General features: G+C 71.3%; 17 protein-coding genes and 1 pseudogene. 4 read left to right on the forward strand and 14 right to left on the reverse strand.

Going from position 1 to position 26932, the window contains the following annotated elements:
- From KBI5_RS11945 to KBI5_RS11960, 3 genes are all read right to left on the reverse strand, one after another.
- Positions 1 to 1377 (reverse strand): PAS domain-containing protein (locus tag KBI5_RS11945; protein WP_241882834.1); only part of this gene is annotated, 1377 nt, incomplete at its 3' end.
- A 531-nt stretch (positions 1378 to 1908) separates the two neighbouring features.
- Positions 1909 to 4527, reverse strand: coding sequence for a bifunctional GNAT family N-acetyltransferase/acetate--CoA ligase family protein (locus tag KBI5_RS11955; protein WP_011437880.1), 2619 nt, complete (start codon positions 4525 to 4527; stop codon positions 1909 to 1911).
- Positions 4528 to 4574: 47 nt separating this feature from the next.
- Complete coding sequence (locus KBI5_RS11960) at positions 4575 to 5855, reverse strand: acetoin utilization protein AcuC (RefSeq protein ID WP_085015264.1); 1281 nt, start codon at positions 5853 to 5855, stop codon at positions 4575 to 4577.
- Between the two features lie 150 nt (positions 5856 to 6005).
- On the opposite strand from KBI5_RS11960, the gene KBI5_RS11965 reads away from it, so the two are divergent.
- Complete coding sequence (locus tag KBI5_RS11965; RefSeq protein ID WP_198537662.1) at positions 6006 to 8099, forward strand: acetoacetate--CoA ligase; 2094 nt, start codon at positions 6006 to 6008, stop codon at positions 8097 to 8099.
- A 189-nt stretch (positions 8100 to 8288) separates the two neighbouring features.
- Here KBI5_RS11965 and KBI5_RS11970 read toward each other — a convergent pair whose 3' ends face one another.
- Entirely contained in the window at positions 8289 to 9557 is a 1269-nt protein-coding gene (locus KBI5_RS11970) for an RNA polymerase sigma factor (protein WP_085015266.1), read from the reverse strand.
- A 575-nt stretch (positions 9558 to 10132) separates the two neighbouring features.
- Here KBI5_RS11970 and KBI5_RS11975 point away from each other — a divergent pair.
- Positions 10133 to 11470 (forward strand): trehalase family glycosidase, encoded by a 1338-nt coding sequence (locus tag KBI5_RS11975; protein WP_085015267.1) that lies wholly within the window; start codon positions 10133 to 10135, stop codon positions 11468 to 11470.
- A 113-nt stretch (positions 11471 to 11583) separates the two neighbouring features.
- On the opposite strand, the gene KBI5_RS11980 is transcribed toward KBI5_RS11975, so the two are convergent.
- From KBI5_RS11980 to KBI5_RS11990, 3 genes are all read right to left on the reverse strand, one after another.
- Positions 11584 to 15429, reverse strand: coding sequence for a vitamin B12-dependent ribonucleotide reductase (locus KBI5_RS11980; RefSeq protein WP_085015268.1), 3846 nt, complete (start codon positions 15427 to 15429; stop codon positions 11584 to 11586).
- Between the two features lie 324 nt (positions 15430 to 15753).
- On the reverse strand, positions 15754 to 16299 hold the full coding sequence (gene nrdR / locus KBI5_RS11985; RefSeq protein ID WP_011437886.1) for a transcriptional regulator NrdR: 546 nt from the start codon (positions 16297 to 16299) through the stop codon (positions 15754 to 15756).
- Between the two features lie 329 nt (positions 16300 to 16628).
- On the reverse strand, positions 16629 to 17027 hold the full coding sequence (locus KBI5_RS11990; RefSeq protein WP_085015276.1) for a LysM peptidoglycan-binding domain-containing protein: 399 nt from the start codon (positions 17025 to 17027) through the stop codon (positions 16629 to 16631).
- Between the two features lie 304 nt (positions 17028 to 17331).
- On the opposite strand from KBI5_RS11990, the gene lexA reads away from it, so the two are divergent.
- Positions 17332 to 18102, forward strand: a complete 771-nt coding sequence (gene lexA, locus KBI5_RS11995) for a transcriptional repressor LexA (RefSeq protein ID WP_011437888.1) — start codon at positions 17332 to 17334, stop codon at positions 18100 to 18102.
- Between the two features lie 65 nt (positions 18103 to 18167).
- Here lexA and hflX read toward each other — a convergent pair whose 3' ends face one another.
- Positions 18168 to 19628 carry a GTPase HflX gene (hflX, locus tag KBI5_RS12000; RefSeq protein WP_085015269.1) on the reverse strand — a complete coding sequence of 487 codons (1461 nt, stop codon included), beginning with the start codon at positions 19626 to 19628 and terminating at the stop codon, positions 18168 to 18170.
- Positions 19629 to 20058: 430 nt separating this feature from the next.
- On the opposite strand from hflX, the gene KBI5_RS12005 reads away from it, so the two are divergent.
- On the forward strand, positions 20059 to 20745 hold the full coding sequence (locus KBI5_RS12005; RefSeq protein WP_347272495.1) for a helix-turn-helix domain-containing protein: 687 nt from the start codon (positions 20059 to 20061) through the stop codon (positions 20743 to 20745).
- On the opposite strand, the gene KBI5_RS12010 is transcribed toward KBI5_RS12005, so the two are convergent.
- The 6 genes and pseudogenes from KBI5_RS12010 to miaB all read right to left on the reverse strand — a co-directional run bounded on the left by KBI5_RS12010 (position 20676) and on the right by miaB (position 26514).
- Complete coding sequence (locus tag KBI5_RS12010) at positions 20676 to 21119, reverse strand: VOC family protein (protein WP_049761117.1); 444 nt, start codon at positions 21117 to 21119, stop codon at positions 20676 to 20678. The two genes, KBI5_RS12005 and KBI5_RS12010, sit on opposite strands and share 70 nt — an antisense overlap.
- Positions 21120 to 21171: 52 nt before the next feature.
- Positions 21172 to 22108: pseudogene (dapF, locus tag KBI5_RS12015) on the reverse strand (diaminopimelate epimerase).
- Between the two features lie 59 nt (positions 22109 to 22167).
- The gene (locus KBI5_RS12020) at positions 22168 to 23076 is read right to left on the reverse strand and encodes an EAL domain-containing protein (RefSeq protein ID WP_011437893.1); all 909 of its coding nucleotides are present in this window, start codon (positions 23074 to 23076) and stop codon (positions 22168 to 22170) included.
- Between the two features lie 110 nt (positions 23077 to 23186).
- Entirely contained in the window at positions 23187 to 24098 is a 912-nt protein-coding gene (gene miaA, locus KBI5_RS12025; protein WP_085015270.1) for a tRNA (adenosine(37)-N6)-dimethylallyltransferase MiaA, read from the reverse strand.
- Positions 24095 to 24895, reverse strand: a complete 801-nt coding sequence (locus KBI5_RS12030) for a class III extradiol dioxygenase subunit B-like domain-containing protein (RefSeq protein WP_011437895.1) — start codon at positions 24893 to 24895, stop codon at positions 24095 to 24097. The genes miaA and KBI5_RS12030 overlap by 4 nt, the downstream gene beginning before the upstream one ends.
- Positions 24892 to 26514, reverse strand: a complete 1623-nt coding sequence (gene miaB, locus KBI5_RS12035) for a tRNA (N6-isopentenyl adenosine(37)-C2)-methylthiotransferase MiaB (RefSeq protein WP_085015271.1) — start codon at positions 26512 to 26514, stop codon at positions 24892 to 24894. The genes KBI5_RS12030 and miaB overlap by 4 nt, the downstream gene beginning before the upstream one ends.
- Positions 26515 to 26932 lie beyond the last annotated feature (418 nt).

A 26932-nucleotide genomic window follows, 5' to 3' on the forward strand; every position in this document is an offset into this window, starting at 1 on the left:
GGGGGCGCCGCCCCCGACGGCCAGCGGCAGCATCGCCCAGGCATGCTCACCCGCCGCGGCGGCGACGTCGGCGACCTCCGGCACCGGCCAGCGGGCGAGCAGCTCGTCGCGGTCGACGAGAAACAGCGCACGACCGCCCCGCATGACCTCCGCCACCGGATGTACCGCCCCCAGCGCCACCTCCGACCAGCGGGCGAGGCCGTCGGCGGGACCCGGCGGGGCGTGGAAGAGCAGCCGGTCGTGCGCCTCGTCCACGAGCGCGACGCCCCGGCCGGCGGCCCCGGCCATCCGCCCCCCGACGTCGAGGACGGTGGCGACGACGTCGTCCACGGTCAGGGTCCGGGCGAGCGCCACGGCCAACGTCGCGGTCTGTTCGGCCCGTTCCGTCGCGATCCGGGCCCGCTGGTCGGCCGTGGCCCGGTCGGCCTCGGCGGCGCGTACCTCGGTGAGGTCGCGGATCACCCCGAGCCACTCRCTGGGCCGGCTGTTCGGCCGGCCGGCCGCCGGCATGGGAACGATGCGGGCCTCGACCACCCGCATGGCGGTGCGGTCGCCTCCGCCACCGGAGATCCGGAACTCGGCCTCGAAGGTCTCACCGTGCTCGATCGCCCCGTGCCAGGCGCGCCCGACCCGCTCCCGGTCGTCGGGGTGGACCACGCCGAGCCAGCCGAACCCGGCCAGCTCCGCCGGATGCCGCCCGGTGAAGGCCCGCAGGCGGGGCAGATCGGCATCGAGTGCCCCGTCGCCTTCGGCGTGGAACACGTCCACCGCGGCGGCGTCCACGAGGCCGAGGTAACGTGCGTCGGCCCGCGCCCGCTCCCCCTCGACCGCCCGCGTCCCGCTGGCGTCGATCGCGACGAACGCCACGCCCACCAGCCCGACCTGAGGGTCGTTCACCGGATACCAGCTGGCGAGCCACGTCTGCGGCGGCCCGGAACCATCGGTGGCGACCATGACCTCCAAGTCCACCACCGGCTCGCCGGTGCGCAGTACCCGTGCCAGCAGAGCGTCGAGTTCCTGGCCGGTGTCGCCGAGGAGCTCGGAGACGGTACGGCCGAGGTGCTCGTGGACCGGCCGGCGGTCGAACCGGGCAAGTGTGTCGTTGACCCGCAGGAACCGCCCGGCCCGGTCGAGCAGGGCGAGACCGACCGGGGCCCACGCGAACAGCGCGTCCAGCATCACGAACGTGGCCGCGGGGTCGGTTCCCGGGGCGTGTCCGGGCAGGGGGAAAGCGGACCGGACACGCCCCGGCAGCCCCGCCGGATCGGACCGGCGCATCCCTGGCGCCTCCGGCGCGCGGCGCGGCTCGGTGCCGTCGATGACGTCCCGCGTGACCGGCTCGGCGGTCACGGCCGAAGCGGCCGGCCGGGCGACCATGGGCCAGCCCTCGGGTAGTCCGGGTAGCTCGGGGTCGGCTCCCCGGTCTTGACCGGGGCCGGTCTCCGGGCCGGGAGCGTGCTTCGGGCCGGGGACCTGGTTCGGGCCGGGATGCGCGCGTGGGGCGGGGTTGGTGTGTGGGGCGGGGTTGGTGTGTGGGCCAGCCGACGGTCCCCCTTGGGGATCGGGTGACCGGATTCGGTCCCGGGGAGACATCCCCCTGGCCGGACGGAACAACGCCCGATGACGGGGAGGCGGATCCCGGGGGGCTCACGGAGAAGCGCGCACCCGCGGGCCCCGCGGCCACCGACCCCAGATCCACCGACCCCAGATCCACCGACCCGAGGTCCCCCGGCAGCGCCTCCGACAGCCCAACGTTCGCCGGCCGGTACATCGGCACGAGAGACGCCTGCCCAGGCATCCCCTCTAAGGGGGTACCAGGCGCCCCGGCAACTCCCGCAGAATCAGGGGAGAGCATCGGGAATGCGCCGGAAGCGGGCCGGACAGGCGGCTGCGCGGAGTGCGGCGACGTCATGGGAGACGATTGTGGACGGCGTGCGCATGTTGTGCTGAACCACCCCGGATAGTCGCCCCGTCCGGAGTCGGGTGGTTCGGTGTCCAGAACCGCCGAGGTCCGACGTCCGCGCGGGGCGCCGACGGTCCAGCAACGATCTCCACGGACAGCACGGTCACCCGCCCGGTCGACACGATCACTGGATCCAACGTGAGATGAACCACCTCCGGCACGTCGTCGGCGAGCCGGGCGATCTTGAGGAGCAGGTCCTCCAGCGCGGCGATGTCGACCGGCGTCGAGCCGAGGTATCCCAGCAGCAGCGGCGCCGCCCGCACCGAGCGCACGAGGCGCGCCGCGTCAACGTCGGTGAGGGGAAGGATGTGATGTGCGCGGTCCTCCAGCAGCTCGGTCGCGGGGCCCGAGAGGCCGAACGAGACCAGGGGACCGTACCGGGGATGCTCCTCGGAACCGACAACCACCGACACGCCGACCGGGGCCATCCGCTGGACGACAATCGGCACCTCCGCCCCGAGCTGGGAGCGCAGCGACGCCCATGCCGCCCGCACGGCTGCCGCGTCGGGCAGGTCGAGACGCTGACCGCGCAGGTCCGGACGATGCCGGTAGGGCCGCGACCGCGCCTTGAGCGCCACCGGATAGCCGCGCTGGCCCGCCGCCTCGACGGCCCGGCGCGGGGACGTCACCAGGACGGCCGGCTCCACCGTGACGCCGTAGCAGTCCAGCAGGGCGGCAGCCCGATCCTCCGGAAGGCGACCGGTGAGTCCGGCGACGAGCGAACGCGCCTCGTCTGCTCGCACCGTCGTCGTCGGCACGGTGCCGATCGGGCGCGCCCACCACTGGGCGTAGCCCACCACCCGGCGCAGCGCGGCGACGGCAGCCTCCGGCGACGAATAGGCCGGGATGCCAGCGAGCTCGCCGGGCATCTCGACCCCCTGCACGGCGGCGAGAACCGGGATCTCGATGGTCGCGGCAGCCGCGACGGCGTCCACCGCGATCGGCCCGGCCGGGGAGGGCGGCAGCCGGACCAGCGTGGCGATCAGCGCATCCGCCCGGTCCGCGGCGGAGGTCAACGCCCGGGTGAGGTCCCCGGGGGAGCTGCCAACCGGGAGGAGCACCTCCTCGACTCTGAGCCCGGCCGCGTCGGCGGCGCGGGCCGTCAGCCGGACCAGGGCCCGGGAGTCGCCGACGACGGCGACCCGACCGCCCGCGGGCAGCGGCTGCGTGGTGAGCAGCAGCGCGACGTCGAACGCCTGGGAGACCTGGTCGACGCCGATCACCCCGGCCTGCCGCAGAAGCGCGTCGTCAAGGGTCGAACGGCCGGAGTACACGACGATCACTGGTTTACGCCGACCCACCCGCCGGGCCAGCCGGGCGAACTTGCGGGGGTTACCGAAGGTCTCCAGATGCATGATCACCGCGTCGGTCTCGGGGTCCTCCTCCCAGTACTGGAGCAGGTCGTTGCCGCTCACGTCGGCCCGGTCCCCGGCGGAGACGAAGACCGACAGACCGACCCCGCGCGCGGCCGCCGCCGCCAGGATGGCCCCGCCGAACGGACCCGACTGGGAGTAGCAGCCGATGCGGCCGGCCGGGGGCATCCGGGGCACCATCGAGGCGTTCAACCCCGCCGCCGGATTCTGGATGCCCATGCTCGCCGGGCCGACCACCCGCATGCCATCCGCCCGGGCCTCAGCCACCAGGGCCGCGTCTGCGGCGGCGTCGCGCTGGTCGGTGAGGACGACCAGCCCCCAGACTCCCGCCCGCCCGCAGGCGGCGACGACGTCGGGCACCTGCGCGGGCGGCACGCACACCACGGCCAGGTCGACCGGACGCGGCACGTCCTCGATGCCGGCGTAGGCCTGGATCGACGCCACCGCGCCGCCGGCCGCGGCCGCCGCCGGGTTCACCGGGTAGACGGGGCCGTCGAAACCGCCGGCGAGCAGGTGACGCAGGACCGCGTTGCCCACGGACGCGGCAGACCGCCCCGCACCGATGACGGCGATCGCGCGCGGATGCAGCAGCCGACCGATCGAGGCGGCCTCGGCATGGTGCTCCCGGGCCCGCATCACCCCGACCGACTTCTGGGTGGGGGTGATCTCGAAGGACAGCCGGACCGCGCCCGAGTCCCAGGTCCTCGAGACCGTGTAACCGGCATCGAGGAAGACCCGGATCATCTGCTGGTTCTCCCCGAGCACGTCGGCGTCGAAGCGGCGGATCCCACGGTCCCAGGCCGCGGCGGCAAGATGCTCCAGCAGCACCGAACCCAGCCCTCGTCCCTGCTGGGCGTCCTCCACCAGGAAGGCGACCTCCGCCTCGGTCGGCCGTGCGGCGGTGCTCTCCCAGTGGGAGACCGCGACCAGGTCGTCGCCGATCATCGCGACGATGGCGCCGCGCAGCCGCTGGTCCACGGTCGTCATCCGGTGGATGTCGGCGTCGCTCAGGGCACGGCGCACGGCGAAGAACCGGAAGTAGATCGACTGGGTCGACAGCCGGGTCCAGAAGGTCCGCAACAGCGGGCCGTCCGTCGGCAGGATCGGGCGGATGTGGGCGGTGCCGCCGTCACTGAGGATGACGTCGGCCTCCCACTCGGCCGGATAGACGACCGGAGGCTCGGTGCTCACGCGGCGCTCACCCGGTTCTCACGCAGTGCTCAGCTCTCACGCAGGGCTCAGCGGTCGACGGTGGGGTCGAGGCCGTGCAACGGCAGCACCTGACGCCGGGTCGCCGCCACCGTCCGGTCCAACGGATCGTCGGGGTCTCCCTCTCCCGCGTCCCAGGGACGATACCGGACACTCACCCCGTCCCCGAGCGTCCGGGGCATGGCGGYGGCTCCGACGGACTTCTGCCCGGTCGCCGCCCGCACCCGTCCCGGCGCCGCGGAGCGCCAGTCCTCCGGCAGGGCGCGGCCGGCATCCAGGGGCACGTGGCCGGCGATCGCCAGCAGCTGCGTCCAGGCCCGCGGCACGACCGTGTCCAGCGCGTACCCGCCACCGCCGCAGGCCAGCCAGCGTCCGTCGCAGACCTCGTGGGCCAGCGCGTGCAGCAGGTCGTAGGAGGCCCGTTGGCCGTCCACCGACAGCGCCAGATCGGCCAGCGGGTCGAAGGCGTGCGTGTCGCAGCCGTGCTGGGTCACCAGCACCTGCGGCCGGAAGGACCGCAGGAGCACCGGCACCACCCCGGAGAAGGCGCGCAGCCAGCCGGCATCGCCGGTGGCGGGGGGCAACGCCACGTTCACCGCGGTGCCCTCCGCGGCGGGAGCACCCACCTCGGTCGGGAATCCGGTGYCCGGGAAGAGGGTACTCCCCGTCTGGTGTAGGGAGATGGTGAGCACCCGCGGATCGTCGTAGAACGCCGTCTGCACGCCGTCGCCGTGATGCACGTCCACGTCGACGTACGCCACTCTGGTGGCTCCGGCGGAGAGCAACCAGGYGATCGCGATCGCCGGGTCGTTGTAGATGCAGAATCCGCTCGCCATTCCCGGCATCGCGTGATGCAGCCCGCCGGCGATCGACACGGCGTGCCGCGGCGGCCCGCTCCACACCGCCCGTGCCGCCTCGATCGTGCCACCGGTGATGAGTGCGGCGGCCTCGTGCATCCGTTCGAAGATGGGGTTGTCGGCCGTGCCCAGRCCGAACAGGGCCGCGAACCTGGCCTGCGCCGGGTCGGGCGCGGCGCGGACCGCGCTCAGGTAGACCGGATCGTGGATCAGGCCGATGAGGTCGTCGGAGGCGAGGGTCGGCCTGGAGATCCGGATGCCCGGCGCGTCGAGAACACCGAGACTCATGGCGAGGTCCATGGTGAGCTCGAGCCGCACGGGATGCAGCGGATGCGTCGGCCCGAAGTCGTAGCCGGCCATGACCGGATCCCAGGCCACGACCGTCGGCTCGACCTGCGGCTCGACCTGCGGACGGCCGTCGGTCCGCCGCTCGGAATCGCCCGGGACACCCATCTGTCGACCGTAGCCCGATCACGCTCCCAGAGATAGCGGTGGTGTCGATGACGAGGATCCGGGGCCATCGGTGAGGCACGTAGATCTGCCCGGAATGGCCTAGGGTCAGTGCCCGTGGCAGCAGACCGAGTGACACCGGACCATGCGGCGATGGAAGACGGGCGGCAGCCGGCCGGCCGTGATGGTGGGTCGGTGGCTGCCGGCACGCCACTGTGGGAACCGCCTCCCCGTCGGATCAGCCAGGCCGCGGTGACCAACTACCGCGCCTGGCTCGCCGCCGAGCGGGGGGTTGAGCTCGCCGACGACACGCGCCTGTGGGAGTGGTCTGTCACCGACCTGGACACGTTCTGGGAGTCGATCTGGGATTTCTGCGCGGTCGAGGGGGACCGCGGCACCGGTCCGGCGCTCGCCGACGCGGCGATGCCCGGCGCGGTCTGGTTTCCCGGTGCCCGGGTGAACTACGCGGAGAACGCGCTCACCCGGCGCGGGCCGGCCCCGGCCGTCATCGCCGTGCGCGAGGACGGTGCCACGGCCGTGGTGTCCTGGGACGAGCTGCGCCGGCAGGTGGCGAAGGCGGCGGCGGGACTGCGGAGCCTGGGTGTCGCCGAGGGTGACCGGGTCTGCGCCGTGCTGCCGAACACCGTCTACGCGATGGTGGGGATGCTGGCCACCGCCAGCATCGGCGCGGTGTGGTCGTCGTGCTCGCCGGAGCTCGGCCCGACGGCCCTGCGCGCGCGGTTCGGCCAGATCGACCCGAAGGTCCTGATCGGCGTTGACGGCTACAGCTACGGCGGGAAGAGCTACGACGCCCTCGACACCCTCGCCGCGCTCGCGGGCGACCTGCCGGGACTCGGGGCAAGCGTGATCGTGCCGTACCTGTGGCCGGACGCGCTCTCCCGGGCCCGGGCCGCGGGGCTGCCGGGGCTGCTCACCTGGGACGAGCTGATGGCTTCGGAGACCTCCGAGCCCGAGTTCACCCGGGTCGCCTTCGACGCGCCGCTGTGGATCCTCTACTCGTCCGGCACGACCGGCCCCCCCAAGGCGATCGTGCACGGCCACGGCGGTATCCTGCTGGAGCATCTGAAGTCGCTGGCGTTGCACCTCGATCTCGGTCCGGACGACCGGTTCTGCTGGTTCACCACGACCGGCTGGATGATGTGGAACTATCTGGTCTCCGGTCTGCTCGTCGGCGCGACCGTCGTGCTCTACGACGGAGYGCCCGGCTATCCGGCGCTCGGCACCCTGTTCGGTCTGGCGGAGGCCCTGGAGCTCACGTGCCTGGGCACGTCCGTGGGCTACCTGCAGGCCTGCGAGGACGCCGGGCTGGTCCCGCGCGAGTTCGCCGATCTGTCCAGGCTGCGCACCGTCGGATCGACCGGATCGCCACTGTCCGCAGCCGGCTATGCCTGGGTGTACGAAGCGGTGAGCCCGACCGTGATGCTGTCGTCGATCAGCGGTGGCACCGACGTCTGCACGGCGCTGGTGGCGGGCCTGCCGACGATGCCGGTGCGGGCCGGGGAGATCGGATCACGCGCGCTGGGCTGCGCGGTGCGCGTCTTCGACGAGGCCGGCGAGGAGGTCGTCGACGAGGTCGGTGAGCTTGTCGTGACCGCGCCGATGCCGTCCATGCCGCTGTGCTTCTGGGCTGACCCGGACGGCGGYCGGCTGCGGGAGAGCTACTTCTCCGTCTACCCCGGCGTCTGGCGCCACGGGGACTGGGCGAGGATCACACCTACCGGTGCCGTCGTCATCCAGGGACGTTCGGACGCGACGTTGAACCGCGGCGGCGTCCGGATCGGTACCAGCGAGCTCTACAGCGTGGTCGAGCGGGTCCCCGGGATCRCCGACAGCCTCGCGGTCGACACCGCGGACGAGCGCGGGCACGGCGAGCTGCTCCTTTTCGTCGTCCTCACCGAGCCCGGCCTGACCGAGGCGGTGGCCGCTCGGCTGCGCGAGGTTCTGCGCGCCGAACTCAGCCCACGCCACGTTCCCGACCGGATCATCGAGATCACCGAGGTCCCTCGGACCCACACCGGCAAGAAGCTCGAGGTACCGGTGAAGCGCCTGCTCGCCGGGACCGCCCTGGACGAGGCCGTGAGCCTCGACTCGGTCGCCAACCCCGATGCCCTGCTGCCCTTCGCCGCCGCCTCGGCCCGGTCGCGGCGGTCGGCGTCGGAGCCGATGACGGGAAGCRCACTGGAACCCGGCACCGGATCCGACGGAGAAGCCGAACCCGGAGCTTGATACAGCAAAGTCGGATCTTCACCCGGCAAAAACGAAGATCCGACTTTCATCGATCCCGCGATCATGACGTGACCGCCATGATCGCGGTACTCCTGTCTTCCACCCGTGCCGCACCGTGCACCCGTACCGCACCGTGCACCCGTGGACGTGCCCCCGCGGACTCGACCGCAGGTGCGCTCGCCCGATCGATCAGTCGAGGAACTCGCGCAGCCGACCGGCGACGGCGGGCTTGCGCAACTCCCGAAGCGTGTCCCGCTCGATCTGACGGATGCGCTCACGGGTCAGGCCGAGCCGGTTGCCCACCTCGGCGAGGGTGTGCTGCTTGCCGTCGGCGAGACCGAAGCGCAGCCGCATCACCTCGCGCTCCCGCGGGCTCAGGCCACCGAGGACGTTCTCGATCTCGTCCTGCATGGCGCCGTAGGAGGCGGCGTCCGCCGGGGRGGTCGCGTCGGAGTCCTCGATGAAGTCACCGAGCACGGAGTCACCATCGTCACCGACCGAGGTCTCCAGGCTGACGGTGTCCTGCGCATACCGGCGCAGCTCCACCACCTGCTCGATCGGCATGTCCAGCTCGAGGGCGAGCTCCTCGTCGGTCGGCTCACGGCCGAGCGTGGAGACAAGCTGGCGCTGCAACCGGGTGATCTTGTTAATCTGCTCGAYCACGTGGACCGGGATGCGGATCGTCCGCGCCTGATCGGCGAGCGCCCGGCCGATGGCCTGGCGGATCCACCAGGTCGCATAGGTCGAGAACTTGTAGCCCTTGGCGTAGTCGAACTTCTCCACCGCGCGGATAAGACCGAGGTTGCCCTCCTGGACCAGATCCAGCAGGGTCATCCCGCGACCGCTGTACTTCTTGGCGACGGAGACCACCAGCCGCAGGTTCGCCGAGACGAGCTGCTGCTTGGCGGCATGGCCGTCCTTGACCAGCAGACCGAGATCACGACGAAGGTCGGCGGGCAGGTCGGGGACGCTCTCGAGCTTGTACTCAGCGAACAGGCCCGCCTCGACCCGCTTGGAGAGTTCGACCTCCTGGGCGGCGTTGAGCAGCGGCACCTTGCCGATCTCGCGCAGGTACATGCGCACGAGGTCGGCGGTACCCGCGTGTTCGGCGGTGGACCGGCTGGCGGCGGTGGCGTCGTCGCTCGCTTCCTCCTCGTCGAGGAGTTCGATGCCAACGGCGTTGAGGCGCGCGATGAGAGCGGGCAACAGTTCAATACCGATGTCCGCGGACTCGAGCACATCACGCAACTCGGAGCGGCTGATCTCGCCGGCCTCGCGACCACGGGCGATGACCTCGGCCACCGCGCTCACATCGAGCTCGTCGGTATCGTCGGGAACAGCGGCCAGCGAACGGCTGGGAGCGGTGCGGACAGGAGGAGCGGCCCGACGAGCACGCCGCGGGCTACGCGGGCGGTTGTCGTCGGTGCGCTCGGCAAGTTCCAGAGCAGGCAGCGTCATCAGTGGCAAATCCGATGGTCGGTGCGGGTGGGTCGTCTCGTTCTGTGCACGTGGGAGGTAACGAACGAAGACGCGGAACCATTCCCCGTGCAGGCACACCCGGACATCAGCGATCGCCGGGCCTACCAAGCAGTGTAGACCCTAGCCCTCGAGACGCTGCACTCGCTGCCGCGAAGACTACCTGGCAGATTCCACCCTGTGGCGCGAACCGCGAACTCTCCTGAGCTTCTCTGGTGGCCGAGCAGCCTGCGGATCAGGCCAACGGCAACTTTAAGTAACAGATCCACTACTCACCGTAGAAGTTTTTTGCGTTCCACCATCCGTGCCATATTTTCTGACGATCACCAGTCGGTGCTAACCCGTAACGGTAGTCGGCAAGCCGACACCCGCGACCCGGCCCGGACCCGGGCTCTCCACCGGGACGGAAGGACCGGCGGGCCGACGCGGGCGCCGCCGCCGACGCCACCCCGACGCCACCCCGACGCCGAGGCGCTCGAGAACGGCGATTCCGTTAGGCGGGCCACACCCGACGGACCCTGCCTCTGTGCACAGCGTGTAACCGCTACTCTCACACGATGTCCGTCCCCAGCCTTCCCGCAGACCTGGCGGCACTACGGGAAACCGCGATCGACGTGCTACGAGACAACGACCTCGGCGACATCACCCGGCCCTCCCCGACGCTCTACCCGCACCAGTGGCTCTGGGACAGCTGCTTCATCGCGATCGGACTGCGCCGTCTCGACCCGGGACGGGCCGCCAAGGAGGTCCTCTCGCTGCTGCGAGGCCAGTGGCCGAACGGCATGATCCCCCACGTGATCTTCGCGGAGACCTCGGACTTCTACCACGCCGGTCCGCAGCGCTGGCGCTGCGACCAGGTGACCACGACCGCCGGCGGAGTGCAGAGCACGGGGGTCACCCAGCCGCCGATGATCGCCGAAGCCGCCGTCCGGATCGCAGCCATGATGACGCCATCCGCCCGCGACGCCTTCTACCGCGCGTTGTTCCCCGGCCTGCTGCGCTTCCACACGTGGCTCTACCTCGAACGCGACCCCGACGACGACGGTCTCGTCACCCTGGTCCACTCCTGGGAGTCGGGGATGGACAACACGCCGGCCTGGATGGAGATCACCAGGCCGGCGGCTCCGCTGGGAGTGCGGGCACTGCGCCGGATCAACGGCGGCGACGCCCTGGACGCGCTGCGGCGCGATTCCAAGGAGGTTCCCMCCGACGAGCGGCTCACCTCGGGAGACCTGTTCACGCTCTACCGGATCGTGCGTGAGCTGCGGCGGGCGCACTACAACTTCCGCGAGATCCGTCGGAGCATCGTCCCCCTCGTCCAGGACGTCGCCTTCAACGCGATCCTCATCCGGGCCAACGAGCACCTCACCGCCATCGCCGCCGAGATCGGCCAGACCATCCCCGCCTGGCTGTGGCGGTCCATGCACAGGACGCGCGAGGCGATCGAGCGGCTCCACGCCGACGGCACCTACTACAGCCGCGACTTCCGGACGGGAACGCTGCTGCGCCACGAGACGATCTCGGGGTTCCTGCCGCTCTATGCCGGGGTCGTGCCCGAGGACCGGGTCGACGAGATGGTCAAGACGCTCACCTCACCGCGCTACTGGTCCCGGTTCGGCATCGCGAGCGTGCCGCTCGACGACCCGGGCTTCCTTCCCCGGTGTTACTGGCAGGGTCCCGTCTGGGTCAACATGAACTGGCTGATTGCCGACGGGCTGGAGCGTTACGGTCGGCTCGACGCCGCGGAGAACCTGCGCCAGAACACGATCGACATGATCGCATCGTCCGGGGCGATGTTCGAGTACTACTCACCCCTCGACGGTTCCGGCGCGGGCAGCAACCGGTTCTCCTGGACCGCGGCGCTCCTGGTCGACCTCCTCGCCGCCGAGCACTGAGCCACACCGCCGAGCACTGTCTCGGAGCAGGGACCCGATGCGGAGCAGGCACCCGATGYGGACCGCGTGCCCGATGCGCATCGGGCACCCGGTCGGACCGGCCGCCGCGACGCCTAGCTGCAGCCGCTGGTCGAACCGCACTGCTCACAGACGTAGCAGCTACCAGCTGGCCGCATGGTCACCCCGCAGGTGAAGCAGAGCGGAGCATCGACCACGGTCTGCGCGACGAGCGACTCGCCGGGCGGTGCCAGCCGCAACTCCCGTGCCACGTACGCCGGGCCGTTCCCTACCGCCGGACCGGGCGGGACGCCCGGGTCACCCCGATCGGCGACGGAAGCCGAGGATCCGGTCACCGCGGCCCCCTGGGATCCGGCCGGGCCGTCGATCCCGGCGGGCTGCGCCGATCGCGCGGCCTCCACCGCCGGCGCTGGACCGTACTGACCCGCGACCCGACGGGCCCGGTCGGCCGCGGTCGAGATGCCGAGTTCGGCCCGCTGATCGGCGTCGAGATAGTCGAGCGCGAGGCGACGGAACAGATAATCCATGATTGACTGGGCGATCCGCACGTCCGGGTCGTCGGTCATCCCAGCCGGCTCGAACCGCATGTTGATGAACTTGCTGACGTACGCCTCCAGCGGCACGCCGTACTGCAGGCCGATCGAGATGGCGATCGCGAACGCGTCCATCACGCCCGCCAGGGTGGACCCCTGCTTCGACATCTTGATGAAGACCTCACCGAGACCGTCGTCCGGGTAGGAACCGGCGGTCAGATAACCCTCGGCCCCGCCGACGGAGAAGGACACCGTCCGCGACGGGCGGGTCTTCGGCAGCCGGCGGCGCACCGGTCGGTACTCGACCTCCACCGGGGCGGGTCCGACGGAGCCGGCGGTCCCGACCGCGTCTCCCGTGCCGACCCCGACTCCCGTGCCGGTCCGGGTGGCGGCCAGCTCGGCGGCCTGCTTCGCCCCCTTGACGTCGGTCAGCGGCTGGCCGACCTTGCAGTTGTCCCGGTAGATGGCGAGGGCCTTCAGGCCCAGCCGCCACCCCTCCAGGTAGATCTGCTCGACCTCGGCGACCGTGGCGGTCGACGGCATGTTCACCGTCTTCGAGATCGCGCCGGAGAGGAACGGCTGTACCGCGGCCATCATGCGGACATGGCCCATCGGGGAGATCGCGCGCTCCCCGATGGCGCAGTCGAACACCTCGTAGTGCTCCGGACGCAGGCCGGGAGCGTCGATGACGTGCCCGTACTCGGCGATGTACTCGACGATCGCCTCGATGGTCTCCTCGGGGTAGCCGAGCGCCTGCAGGGCCGCCGGGACCGTCTGGTTCACGATCCTCATGCTGGCGCCGCCGACCAGCTTCTTCATCTTCACCAGGGCGAGGTCCGGCTCGATGCCGGTGGTGTCGCAGTCCATCGCCAGACCGATCGTGCCCGTCGGGGCGAGCAGGCTGGCCTGCGCGTTGCGCCATCCGTGCTTCTCGCCGACGGTCTGCGCCCGGGCCCATTCCCGGGACGCGACGGCGAGGATCCGGGAGTCCTCGGCGTGCACGCTGCGCACCGCGTCGTTCGCGGCGGCATGCTTGCGCATCACCCGCCGGTGCGCGTCCGCGTTGCGGGCGAAGCCGTCGTAGGCGCCGACGATCCCGGCGAGTTCGGCGGAGCGCCGGTAGGCGGTGGCCGTCATCAGCGAGGTGATCGATGCGGCCAGCGCCCGGCCGCCGTCCGAGTCGTAGGCCCGGGCGCTGGCCATCAGCAGGGCACCGAGGTTGGCGTAGCCGATGCCGAGCTGCCGGTAGGCCCGGCTGACCCTGGTGATCTCCGGCGTCGGGAAGTCGGCGAAGCAGATCGAGATGTCCATCGCGGTAATGATCAACTCGACCGCCGCGACGAACGCCTCGGCGTCGAAGCTGCGGTCCGGGCGCAGGAACTTCAGCAGGTTCAGCGAGGCCAGGTTGCAGCTGGAGTTGTCCAGGTGCACGTACTCGCTGCACGGGTTGGAGGCGCTGATCCGGCCGCTCTCGGGGCAGGTGTGCCAGTCGTTGATCGTTCCGTCGTACTGGATGCCGGGATCGGCGCAGGCCCACGCGGCCTCGGCGATCGTGTGGAACAGCCCGCGGGCGTCCACCGTCTCCAGGACACGGCCGTCGAGGCGGGCCCGCAGGTCGAAGCCGCCGCCGTCGACGACCGCCCGCATGAACTCGTCGGTCACCCGGACGGAGTTGTTGGCGTTCTGGTATTGCACGGAGGCGATGTCGCGCCCGCCGAGGTCCATGTCGAAGCCGGCGTCCCGCAACGCCCGGATCTTGTCTTCTTCCCGGGCCTTCGTCTCCACGAACTCGACGATGTCGGGATGATCGACGTCGAGCACGACCATCTTCGCCGCCCGCCGGGTCGCGCCACCGGACTTGATCGTACCCGCCGAGGCGTCGGCGCCGCGCATGAAGCTCACCGGCCCGGAGGCGGTGCCCCCGGAGGACAGCAGCTCCTTCGAGGACCGGATGCGGGACAGGTTGAGCCCGGCCCCGGAACCCCCCTTGAAGATCAGCCCCTCTTCCCGGTACCAGTTCAGGATCGACTCCATGGTGTCGTCCACGGAGAGGATGAAGCAGTTGTGCACACGGAGGCCGGCGGAGAGGTACTCGCCGCTGTCGGTCTGGATGTCRTAGACCGGCATCGGCCCGCGCGGCTCAATGCGCTCGATCTGCAACCGCTTCACCGGCTTCGCGGCCTGGCCGGGCTGATCGAACGACGCCTCCAGCTTCGCGGCCTTCACCGGATCGAGGAAGCCGATCTCGTCCGCGAACGTCCGCCGGTCACCGGCGTTCTGAATGCCCAGGCTCCAGAGGTCGTGGCGGTCGGGTCGCGGATCCGCCTCGCGGCGTACCCGCGCGAAGATGCCGAACCGGGCGAGCAAACCCTGCACCCCGCGAATGAGGCCCTCGCTGATCATGTCCAGCCCGATCAGCGTCGAGCGCTCCCGGCGGGACACGTAGCCATCGGCCTGGAACAGGCTGCGCAGATAAGCCGCGACAACGGGTAGCGGAGCATCATACAGCCGGGTCGGCACAGTCATCGCCTCGATGGTCAGCGAGGCGTTCGTACCGGCGTACCGACCAACAAAACCGTCCGCCTGCAGCCGGCCCGCGAGCGCCGCCTCGGCGATCTCCCGTGAAGTGATCTCACCCTCGCCCGGGGCGATGGTGCGATGCCACTCGAGGGTGTCCCCGGCCCGCAGYGCGCCGGCGGGGACGAAGGCCCCGGCACCCGCGGAGGTGCTCCGCCACACCAGATGATCGGCGGTGACGTCGAGCGCGTGACCGGCCCTCGTCCAGATCCGCAGGACGTCCTTGACGCCGTTGGACTTGGTCGCGATCACCTGGGTCAGACCGTGCGCGTCGAAGACCTTCATCCCCACCGCGTCCGTCTCCACCAAGGCGCCGATGGGAACCAGACCGGATGGCGTGCTGACGAGGGCGTCATAGGGCTGGCACGCCGAGACCTGCTGCGGCGCGGGGGTTCCCACGTYGAACCAGACCGGCGAGTTGAAGCTGAAGACCTGGTGGAGCAGCATCCAGGTCAGTTCGTGCTCGAAGATCTCGGCGTCGGTGTCCGAGGCGAAGTAGCCGTGCTCGCGGCCGGCCGCGCCGTAGGCGTGCACGACCCGATCGATCAACTGCCGCAGCGACCACTCCCGCCCCGGCGTGCCGGGCGCCCCACGGAAGTACTTGCTGGTAACGATGTTGGAGGCGTTCACCGACCAGAACTGCGGGAATTCCACTCCCCGCTGCTCGAAGTTGACCGAGCCGTCCCGCCAGTTGGTCATGACGACGTCCCGGGACTCCCAGGTGACCTCGTCGTACGGGTGGACGCCGGCGGTGGTACGTGACCGCTGGATCTTCAACCCACTCGCTTTCGCCGCTGACCTGCTCGGCTTCGTGCCGCGGCTGTCGGTCATGACGCTCCTCGTCTTCACTCGTCAGCTTCAACCTTCAACAATGTGTTGTGGGCATCCCCGCCCCAGGCCGCAGCCAGTGGACGTCGGGACGGTGCGGGGCCGGACCTCGACGCACGGCGGTGCCCGCGGGGACGAGCACGCGCACGGCAAACACAYGCACGGCGAACGGCACCAGCCAGGTCGAGCCGGGCCGCATGCGTGCCGTCCGGGAGGTCCGCGGTCCTCGCACGGCCGCGACGCGGGATGTCACCCGTCGCCGGCGGGACCGGGCCGGCACGGCGAGCCAGGGCGATGTATGACGCTTTCGGTCGAGCGGTCCCGGCCCTACCTGCTATGCACCTGCTGGGTGCCGATCACCGGCGAGACATCGACGGCGCCACGCGGGACCGGTCGTGCTGGTCCATCCCGCGTGGTGGGAGGTCCGGCGGCCTCGGAGCGCAACGCGGCGATCGCGGACTCGAAGTCAGTCAACGACTCGAAGGCCAGGTACACCGAGGCGAAGCGGAGATAAGCCACCTCGTCGAGCTCACGGAGCGGACCGAGGATCGCCCGGCCGATCGCCTCCGCGGGYACCTCCGCCGACCCCGACGAGCGGACGGCGTCCTCTACCCGCTGCGCCAGAAGCGCGAGATCATCATCCCGCACCGGCCGGCCCTGGCAGGCCTTGCGGACACCGGCGATGACCTTGGCCCGGCTGAACGGCTCGGCCGCCCCACTGCGCTTGCGAACCTGAAGGGACGCCTCCTCCATCGTAGTGAACCGGCGACCGCAGGACAGGCAGGACCGCCTGCGGCGGATCGCCGAACCCTCCTCGGCCTCCCGACTGTCAACGACGCGACTGTCCGGATGCCGGCAGAACGGGCACCGCACGCGCTACGCCTCCTTCGCCCGCGCCGGAGCCGACCGCCCCGGACCGGGGATGAGGGACACCGTTGAGGACCCGGCATCCACGCCGGACAGACCACCTTGTGGATGGACCGCCAGCTCCCCGCGGAAGACCTGTGGAACAACCTGTGGATGACTTACACCCCGGTAAGCACCAGATGTTGTGTCCAAGGTAGCGCACGGCCCCAGAGATGAGGACAGCACCCCCGTATGGTCCGTGTGGTCCGCATCGCACGTGGCACCGCACGTGGACGAAAGACGACGGTGCGCGAGAACCCTGCGCCGAGACACTCGTGGACCCGGGAAGCCGGGCGTCAGGGAAGGAGTAACGACTGGCCCGGGGCGATCAGTGGTGACCGCAGGTGGTTCAGCCGCATCAGCCGGTCCACCATGACCCGGGTGTCGGCGCTCTCGTCGAGCGCCACTGCCACCTCCCACAGCGTCTCCCCCGGCATGACCAGATGGTGCCGCGGCGCCTCCGCGGTATCCGGCCCGGCAATCGACACCCCAGGCATGATCATGATTGCTACCRCCACGACGACCGCCACGACGATCGATACCACCACCACCCGACCCCGCCGGGTCAGCCGGAGCGGCGGGGGTGCGGGCGGGCGACCCGGCGGGGGTGCGGGCGGGCGACCCGGCGGCCGATGACCCACCCGGTCCCTGGCCATCGACAGGTCGACGACCCGCGCCCTGTGTGCGGATCCCACGGCACCCTCCCGTTCCGACGACACCGAACACCGAAGATCGAACCTTCGTTCGATCGAACGCGTGGTCGATTGTCGCATCGGGAACCGGAAACCGCCAGGGACACGCTCGAACAGACGTTTGAGATTCTGCGACCCGCCGGTTACCGTCGAGTCGGTCGGGTGTGAACCGGGCGGTTTCCCCCGGTCACGGACGGCGGCGAGTCGGTGGGTGACCGCTTCCGGAGCGGGACGGTCCGCCGTGCGGTCGCCGGCCGGCCGGTGGCCGCACGGCGGAAGAAAAACGCGACGAGGAGAGCGGTAAGCGATGACTAGCCAAGGCAGGGGTACGCGCCGGGGCGGAACCCGCGGCAACGTGCGAGCCTTTCCCGAAGGCCCCACGGACGCGGGCCTGACCCCCCGGCAGCGCAGGGTGCTGGAGGTCATCCGGGCCGCGGTGGAGCGGCGCGGATATCCGCCCAGCGTGCGGGAGATCGGTGAGGCGGTCGGCCTCACCAGCACCAGTAGTGTGGCTCACCAGCTCAAGGTGCTCGAGGAGAAGGGCTACCTGCGGCGGGACCCGAACCGCCCGAGAGCGATGGAGGTGCTGACCGTCGAGCACCCCCGGCAACGCGCGGATGTGGGCGCGGGCGCGACGACGGTGGCGGGCACGATTCCCATCGTCGGTGAGGCGGCGCCGGGCACCACCGAAGGAAGCAAGTCGGACGCGGCCTACGTGCCGGTGCTGGGCCGGATCGCCGCCGGTGGCCCGATCCTGGCCGAGCAGGCGGTCGAGGACGTCTTCCCGCTACCCAGGGAGATCGTCGGCGAGGGCACTCTGTTCCTGCTCCGGGTCGTCGGCGACTCGATGATCAACGCGGCGATCTGCGACGGTGACTGGGTGGTCGTCCGCCAGCAGCCGGTCGCGGACAACGGGGAGATCGTCGCCGCAATGATCGACGGGGAGGCGACGGTCAAGCGTCTGCGGGTTCGGGACGGCAAGATCTGGCTACATCCGGAGAACTCGGCCTTCGCCGACATCCCCGGTGAGGATGCGACCATCCTCGGCCGGATCGTGGCTGTGCTCCGCAGGGTTTGATGTGGATCGGCCGGCCGCCCGGCGGGCGGCCGGCCGGGTTGCCTCGCGTCTGATCRCTCCTGGGCTCAGGCCCGGTAGGCGTGCAGCTCCGCCGCGAGTCCCGAGGAAACCCGGGCGGACAGCCGGGTACCGGTCTCGGTGTGCTCCATCGTGAGCACCTCGCCGTTCGCGTGCACCCGGGAGACCAAGTCGCCCCGGGTGTAGGGCACGAGCACGCGCATCTCCACGTCGGGATGCGGCACCCGGGCACAGAGCGCGTCGACCAGCGCGGCCAGCCCCTCGCCCGTGCGTGCCGAGACGAACACGGCGTCCGGGGCGAGCTGGCGCAACCCCGCGACGACCGTCGGCTCCACGGCGTCCACCTTGTTGACGACGATCAGCTCGGGAACGCCGCCCGCGTCGATGTCGTTGAGAACCTCGCGCACGGCGGAGATCTGCGCGGCCGGCTCCGGCGATGATCCGTCCACAACGTGCAGGATGAGATCGGCATCGGCGACCTCTTCCAGCGTCGAGCGGAACGCCTCGACGATCTGATGCGGCAGATGCCGGACGAATCCGACGGTGTCGGTCAGGGTGAAGGCCCGGCCGTCCGGCAGGGTCGCCCGCCGCACGGTCGGATCAAGGGTGGCGAACAGCGCGTCCTCGACCAGGACACCCGCGCCGGTCAGCCGGTTGAGCAGCGACGACTTACCGGCGTTGGTGTAACCGGCGATCGCCACGCTGGGGACCTCACCCCGCCGCCGGGCGGAACGCTTGGTCTCCCGCACGGTCGTCATCGCGGCGAGCTCGCGGCGCAACCGCGCCATCCTGGCCCGCAGCCGCCGACGATCGGTCTCGATCTTCGTCTCACCGGGACCACGGGTACCGATGGGCGCCCGGCCGCCGCCACTGGCCGCGGCCCGCGACATCGACTCACCCCACCCACGCAGCCGGGGCAGCATGTACTGCAACTGCGCGAGCTCGACCTGGGCCTTGCCCTCGCGAGAGGTCGCGTGCTGGGCGAAGATGTCCAGGATGAGGGCCGTCCGGTCGATGACCTTTACTTTGACGACCTCCTCCAGCTGCCGCAGCTGACCCGGGGTGAGCTCGCCATCGCAGACCACCGTGTCCGCGCCGGTCGCCGCGACGACCTCGGCGAGCTCGCGGGCCTTGCCCGAACCGACGTAAGTCGCGGCATCCGGCCGGTCGCGACGCTGCACGAGCGCGTCGAGCACCACCGAACCGGCGGTCGTGGCGAGCGCCGCGAGCTCCGCCATGGAGCTCTCGGCCGACCGCGGGGAACCCGACGTCCATACGCCGATGAGGACGACACGCTCCAGCCGCAGCTGCCGGTACTCGACCTCGGTGACGTCGTCGAGCTCGGTGGCGAGACCGGGAACCCGCCGCAACGCGGCGCGATCCTCCAGGTCGAAACCGTCCCCAGAATCGTCGAAGAAGTTCGGCAGGTAAGACGAATCGGCTTCGGTCGGCTTGATGAGGGATCTGTCGAGAGTGGACGCATCGAAGGCGTCARCAGGAAGTGTCATACCATCCGTTCTCAACGCGGCCCGCTACCGCACCATTCCGCGATCATTCCGTGCCGCTTGCTCCGGCCGGGCCCCACGACCCGGTGGCCCGAGGAGGATCCGCCGGACCGGAAGACCCTGCCGCACTCGTGGCGCGCCTCCCCCTCGTTTCCCGGCGAATCCCGTCGCCAACCAGGGTCCCACGTCACCACGTCGATCGCGAACCGTTTTGCCGCCCCGCCGACGTAGCCTCTGCGACGTGTACCACGAGTACCACGAAAGACGGGCCCACCGCCTCGCCGCGACGATCTGGGACAGCTCGGGCCGCCCGACTCCCCCTGGACACCCCCCGGACACCACGCGGACGACGGCGGACCGGCATCCGGACCGCACCGGACCCTCGGACCGCACCGAGCGCACCGAGCGCACAGGTGTGGTGGGCAGTCGGCGAGTGTTGCCGGACGGATGCATGGACATCATCTGGAGTTCCGACGCCAATCTGATCGTCGCGGGGCCGGACACGGCGGCGAAGCTGGTGCGCTGGGCACCAGGCGTGCGGCACGTCGGGCTCCGCTTCGACTCGGGCTCTGGACCATCCCACCTCGGAGTGGCCGCGGACGAACTGCGCGACCAACGCGTCCCGCTCACCGACCTGTGGGGCGACGGACCGGCGCAGCGACTCGCCGAGCGGCTCGCCATGGCCGCTGATCCCCTGGTCGCATTCGAGTCGTCGATCGCCGCCCGGCCCGTTCACCCGGCGCTCGTGGACCGGTTGGTTCCCGCCGTTCTGGCGGGTGCCCGCGCCCGGGCGCCTGTGGACGACCTCGCGCGCACAGTCGGGCTGAGCGAACGCCAGCTGCTGCGTCGCTGCCGGCGTGTCTTCGGATATGGCCCGAAGACGCTCGCCAGGATCCTCCGGATGCAGGACGCCCTGCACGCGGCGCGGGCCGGCATCCCGTTCGCGGTCGTGGCGGCCGAGGCCGGCTACGCCGACCAGGCGCACCTCGCCCGGGAGGTACGCGCGCTCGCCGGAGTTCCGCCGACTCACCTCATCCGAAATGTCAACGTTCAGGACGAGCTGGACGTCTCGGTGTCGGATGTCGCGGATGTCGCGGCCGCTACGGGCAGTGGGGCGTAGAGGTCGACGTGGTTGCCGTCTGGATCGAGCACGACCGCGTACCGCTGGCCCCAGAAGGCGTCCCAGGGCGGAAGGTGGCCGGCGTGACCGGCGCCGACGAGGTCGGCGTAGACCTCGTCGACCTCGTCCGGCGTGTCGCAGGCGAAGGCCAGCCCGACCCGCGGCGAGCCGGTACCCGCCGACCAGCGCGGATCAAAGGATCGGATGGTCGCCTCGCTGTCGAACGCGAGGCGCGGACCGCCGGGCAGCTGCACCTCGACGTGCGGCTGGGCGTCGGCCCCGGCGGGCAGGTCGAGGCCGAGCCGGCGGTAGAACGCCAGGGACCGGGCCATATCAGCGACGATCACACCGGTCAGGGTGAACGATGGTGGCATGAGGGCACCGTAGGGCAGGCAGGCGGGCCGGGTCTTGYAGGAAACGGACACCTCACCCGACCGGGTCGTGGGCCTCCGCACGGCGCAGCACGCCGTCGAAGACCAGCTCGGCGGGCCCTCGCAACAGCACGGTCTCCGGCTGCCAGATCACGACCAGGCCGCCGCCGGGCACATCCACCTCGACCTCGACCGGCGCACCCGCCGGCCGGGCACCTCGCCGGGCCGCCCAGGCCACCGCGACCGCGCAGGCACGGCGCACCCGCCGGCCGGGCACCTCGCCGGGCCGCCCAGGCCACCGCGACCGCGCAGGCACCGGTGCCGCAGGACGCGGTCTCCCCGACCCCACGTTCGAACACCCGCATCGCCACCCCAGCCGGCCGGTCGACGACGATCTCCACATTCACCCCGTCCGGGAAGTCAACCGGGGAGAAGGACGGTGGTCGGGTCAGGTCGAGCCGACGCAGCCCGGCGACGTCCAGGTCGCCGGCGAAGCAGACCGCGTGCGGATTACCCATCGAGACCGCGGTCGCGGTGAAGTCACGATCGGCGACGGTGACCGGGGCCCCGGGTCCGTCGATGATCCGCGGCGGTCCCATGTCGACCGTGACGTCACCGTCCACCGCGGCCTCGACGAGCCGCAACCCGGCGCGGGTCGCGACGTGGAACCGTCCGGGCTGGGCGTATCCGGCGTCGACGAGGTAGCGGGCGAACACCCGGGCGCCGTTACCGCACATCTCGGCAACCGAACCGTCAGCATTGCGGTAGTCCATGAACCAGCGCGCCCGGCCGGCCAGACCGGCCGCCTCGGGAACCGCGGCGCAGAGCACCACCCGCAGCACCCCGTCGCCCCCGATGCCGGTCCGTCGGTCGCACAGCGCGCGCACCAGGTCCGCGGTGAGGTCGAGGTCCCCGTCGGGATCCGGCAGCAGGACGAAGTCGTTGCCCGTCCCGTGGCCCTTGACGAATCGCAGTTCCAGCTCGTCCCGCACGTCGCCGATCGTACGGGGGATGCCGCTCGGCACCTGACGACCGGGCTCCCGCGGCGGCGTCAGCCGGCTGCGGCCCGCGCCCACTCCCGCATCCGGTCGTCGGAATGCGACGGCTTGTACCAGCGGTCGGGCCGGCCTCGCCCGAGAGCGATCATCCGAGCGTCCTCCACCGGCACCGGCGGACAGAACACCGGTCCGATGGCGCGATCGCAGTCGAGATCCACCACCCGGGACGCCAGGCGCGCGGTGTCGACATCGTCGGCGACGACGGGCAGGCCGCGTTGGTGGGCAAGCCGGACGATGGCCGCGAGCACGGCCTCACCCTCGAGGTCCTTCATCGTCGCCCGCAGGAACAGACCGTCGATCTTGACGAGGTTCAACGGCAGCTGGTCGAGCACGGCCAACGAGCCCAGCCACGTGCCGAAGGACCCGACGGCGATCGCCACCCCGAGGGCACGCAGCCGGGTCAGCAACCGGGGCACCATCGGCGCGGCGAGTCCGAGGGTCTGCTCGCTGAACTCAAGGCCGATCGCCCCGGCCGGCAGCACCCGGCCCGAGACGAGCCGGTCGACCTCGGCCGCGAAGGCGAGGCTGGCAAGCTGGCGGCCATCGATGTTCACCCACAACCGGGGCGGGCGGATCGGCGTCCCGACCGCCATCCGATGCCAGGTGCGCGCCTCGGTCACGGCCATCCGCAGCACCCACTGGTCCACCTGATGGACGAGGCCCGCGGCYGCGGCGATCGGCATGAAATCCGCCGGACCCAGCACCCCGCGTTCCGGGTGCAGCCACCGCGGATGGGCCTCCATCCCCGGCACCGACCCGTTGCGCAGGTCGACCTCCGGTTGGAAGTGCAGCCGCAGAGAACCATCGTCGAAGGCGGCATAGAGCGCGGGGACGAGAGTCAGGTCGGGTGGGGTACCAGCATCGTCGGGTGGGGTACCAGCATCAGAGGTGGGCGCGGTCACATCGATCTCTCCAGACGCCGTGCGGGACCGGCCGCCGCGCACCGGTCACCGGCGACGCCGCGCATTGGCGGCGGCCCCGATCGACCCCGACCCGGTCGGCCGATCACCCGTCAGAGCGAACCCACCAGCCGTCGCACCTGGGTGACATCTGGTTGGTCCAACCAGGCTATCCGGTTATCCCGCCGGAACCAGGATCTTTGTCGACGGGCAAAGCGCCGCGTCGCCGTAATTGTGGCGAGCTTGGYCTGTTCGGCGGAGTCCATTGCGCCGTCGAACCAGGCCAGAACCTGGGCATATCCCAGTGCGCGAGACGCGGTTCGGCCTTCCCGCAGGCCGCATTCCACCAACCTTCGCACTTCGTCAGGAAAACCAGCACCCCACATTTTCTCCACCCGGTCCGCAATCCGTTGGTCGAGATCGGGGCGATCCACGCCGATCTGCACGACCTCATAGACCGAGCGGTGCTCCGGCAGGGTGRCCGTGAAGGTTCCGGTGAGCTCGACGACCTCCAGGGCACGCACGATCCGCCGGCCGTTGCTGGGCAGGATCGCCGCGGCGGCCTGCGGCGCCCGCGCGGCCAGCCGGTCGTGCAGCGCCGGGGCGCCGACGCGGGCCAGTTCCTCCTCCCACCGCGCCCGGACGCCCGGATCGGTCCCCGGGAAGGCAAGATTGTCAAGAACCGCGCGGACGTAGAGCCCGGAACCGCCGACCAGCACCGGAATGCGCCCGGCGGCGAGCAGGCCGTCGATTATCCGGCGGGCGTCCGCCTGGAAGCTCGCGACGTCCGCGGGATGCGTCACGTCCCACACGTCGAGCAGATGGTGGGGCACCCCGCGACGCTCCGCCTCGGGAACCTTGGCGGTACCGATGTCCATCCCACGGTAGAGCTGCATCGAGTCCGCGTTCACCACCTCGCCGCCGAGGGCGAGCGCGATCTCGATGCCGAGGTCACTCTTGCCGCCGGCGGTCGGCCCCACGACCGCCACCACCGGTCCCCGGCGCGGTTCCTCCTGCCCGTTCATCCTCGCTCGGCAACATCCCGTGTCCAGAGGGCAACCAGATAGCCGACACCATACGGCGCGTCGTCATACCGGAGGTCACTGTTCCATGACCCCGGGCCCAGGGACCCCGGGCCCGGGGACGCCGGGCCCGGGCCGTCCCGGGTCGCGGCGAGCAGGGCGCCGGCCAGGACCTGCCAGGACGCCCGGCCCGCGGCGAGCAGCTCCCGGGCCAACCCCGGGTCCAAGGCGAGCAGGCCGGCCGGATCCCCTGCGGCCAGCGCCGCGGCGGCGGTCGCGTCGAACGCCGCGGCCCGTGGGTCCAACCCGCCGGGAGCCTTCAGCGTGCGACAGGCCGAGCCGTCGCCCATCACGAGCAGGGCGAGGCGCTCCTGCGGAGCGGAGCCCGCGACCAGCCGCGATCCGAGTGCGACGGCCCCGTCCGGGGAGATCTCCGCGGGCACCCCGACGGCGGTGCGGGCGCCGGGCCAACCGACGACGCCCAGCAGCCAGGCGCCGATCGTGATCGACAACGGTAGAGCGGGCGACGACAGGACGGACGACGGCTCGGGGGCCGGCGCGGTCGGGCCAAGATCCACCCGGAGATCCACCCCGAAGCCGGCCAGCGACCCGGACGCGGCGGGGCCGTAGGACACCTCGGTCGCCGCGTCACCCACCACCACGATCGTGTCCGGCTCGGCGGCACACAGCAGGCGCACCGCGTCCACCGCGACGGCCCGCGCCTCGACCGGCTCACCACGGCCGACCTCGGGAACCAGCAACGGAGGATGAGGACAGACCGCGGCGGCGACGAGGGTCATCGACGTACCGGAGTACAGCAGGCGTCCGCGCCGGCCGACGCCGCGTCGGCCGACGCCGGGCCGACGGGATCGGGCGAGGACGGCCGCAGGGACGGGATGCCCAGGGTGACGATCGGCCGTCCGTCTGCCGGCTGCTGCGCGGCTGCCGCACCGCCACCGTCACCGTCACGCCCGAGCGCCCACGCGTCCCCCGCACGGGTCGCCCGGTGGGACCGCAGGGGGCCGTCGGCGGTGAGGTGATGGGGTGCTGCCCGCGTCACCACCGTCTCGACGACGTCGCCCGGGCGCACCGTAGGCGCGACCGCCACCGCGACCGCGGGCGCGGCGCCGCCCGCCCTCGGGCCCGAGCCGGTGGACGAGCTCGCGGCCTCGTCCGCGCGGAAGTGCACGAGCCGTCCGTCCCGAGCCCGRCCGGACATCCGGCCGGTGGCGCCGTCCTTGCGCCCCTCCCCCTCCGAGACCAGCACCTCGACCCGCCGGCCGACCAGGGCCCGGTTCTCCGCCCAGGAGATCTCGTCCTGCAGGGCCACCAGCCGGGTATACCGGTCGGCCACGGTCGCCCGGTCCACCTGGGCGTCCATGGTCGCTGCCGGGGTGCCCGGGCGAGGCGAGTACTGGAAGGTGAAGGCGCCGGAGAACCGGGCCGCCCGCACCACGTCGAGGGTATCGGCGAAGTCCGCCTCGGTCTCGCCAGGGAAGCCGACGATGATGTCGGTGGTGATGGCCGCGTCGGGCATGGCCGCCCGCACCCGCTCGACAATGCCGAGGAAACGGTCCCGACGGTACGAGCGGCGCATGCGGCGCAGCACGGTGTCCGACCCGGACTGCAACGGCATGTGCAGCTGGTGGCACACGTTCGAGGTGGTCGCCATGGCCTCGATGACGTCGTCGGTGAAGTCGCGCGGATGCGGTGAGGTGAATCGGACACGTTCGAGACCGTCGACGCGACCGCAGGCGGCCAGCAGCTTCGCGAAGGCACCGGGATCGCCCAGCGAGCGCCCGTAGGAGTTGACGTTCTGTCCCAGCAGTGTGATCTCCAGGGCGCCCTCCGCGACCAGGGCCTCGACCTCGGCGAGCACGTCGCCCGGCCGGCGGTCACGCTCGCGGCCACGCAGGCTGGGGACGATGCAGAAGGTGCAGGTGTTGTCACATCCCACGCTGATGCTGACCCAGGCCGAGTGATGGCTGGCCCGCCGGGTCGRCAGGGAGCTCGGGAAGACCTCCAGGGCCTCGGCGATCTCGACCTGGGCCGCCGCGTTGTGCCGCGCGCGCTCCAGCAGCACGGGCAGTCGGTGCAGGTTGTGCGTGCCGAAGACCACGTCAACCCAGGGCGCCCGGTCGAGGATCGCGGCCCGGTCCTTCTGGGCGAGGCAGCCCCCGACCGCGATCTGCATGCCCGGATGGCCCTTCTTCACCGGGACTAGCTGGCCGAGGTTGCCGTACAGGCGGTTGTCGGCGTTCTCCCGCACCGCGCAGGTGTTGAACACGACCACATCCGCCTCGCCGCCGGGATCGACCGGGGAGTAGCCGGCGGATTCCAGCAGCCCACAGAGCCGTTCGGAGTCGTGGACGTTCATCTGGCACCCGAACGTGCGGACCTCGTAGCTGCGGCCGTTCACCCGACCAGCCTACGGCGCGTGCACCGGGCCGTAGCCGGGTCCGGGGTCGAGTCTGGGGTCTGGGCTGGGTTGGGGTCTGGGCTGGGTTGGGGTCTGGGCTGGGTTGGGGTCTGGGCTGGGTCCGGCGGGGACGGGATCGCGTCGCGGGCCGCCTCTCCTGCGGGGCCGGGACCCTCCCCGTCGGGAGCTGAGGCGCCCCACCCCGGCCTGGACACCGCCCGAGATATCAGGCAACACCCCGCTCGATATATTTGCATAGCTGCAGGGATACTATTCTCGAATGTTCCCGTCAGTGCGCCGAAATCCGCGCGAGACGACCGCTCCAGCTGTCGGCTCCACGACTGATCCGCGCGCCTGGCCGTTCCATCATGAGGCCGCCGGGACGCTCGGCCCAACACCACACCGCCATTGTGTCGGG

Source organism: Frankia sp. KB5 (genome assembly GCF_002099325.1).
In the GTDB taxonomy this organism is placed as follows: domain Bacteria; phylum Actinomycetota; class Actinomycetes; order Frankiales; family Frankiaceae; genus Frankia; species Frankia casuarinae.